At 48.8% G+C, this 453-nt stretch carries 1 rRNA gene; it reads right to left on the bottom strand.

Annotation, left to right across the window (positions count from 1 at the left end):
- Nucleotides 1–453 (bottom strand): 23S ribosomal RNA (locus tag ACTHTS_RS11195); the annotation flags it as partial.

The following is a 453-nucleotide window of genomic DNA, read 5'->3' as shown; positions in this document are numbered from 1 at the left end:
ATCCCTTCTCCCTAAGTTACGGTATCAATTTGCCTACTTTCTTCTCCTGGGTTCTCTCAATCGCCTTAGAATTCCCACCCTTCCCACCTTTGTCGGTTGGCGTTACAGTTCGAGTCAAACTGAAGCTTATTGGCTTTTCCTGGAAGCGTGGTATAGGTTATTTCATGTCTGTAGACACTCGTCATCACTTCTCGGTGTTAAGAAGACCCGGATTTGCCTAAGTCTTCCACCTACCGGCTTAAACAAGCTATTCCAACAACTTGCTAACCTAACCTTCTCCGTCCCCACATCGCATTTGAATCAAGTACAGGAATATTAACCTGTTTCCCATCGACTACGCATTTCTGCCTCGCCGGATGGGCAGACTCACCCTGCGCCGATGAACGTGGCGTAGGAAACCTTGGGCTTTCGGCGAGCGGGCTTTTCATCCGCTTTATCGCTACGCATGTCAAC

The sequence above is a fragment of the Neisseria sp. P0019.S003 genome, assembly GCF_051957115.1.
Taxonomy (GTDB): domain Bacteria; phylum Pseudomonadota; class Gammaproteobacteria; order Burkholderiales; family Neisseriaceae; genus Neisseria; species Neisseria flavescens_D.
Note: the sequence above shows the minus strand (reverse complement) of the source record. Positions and strands in the feature narration are given on the sequence as shown.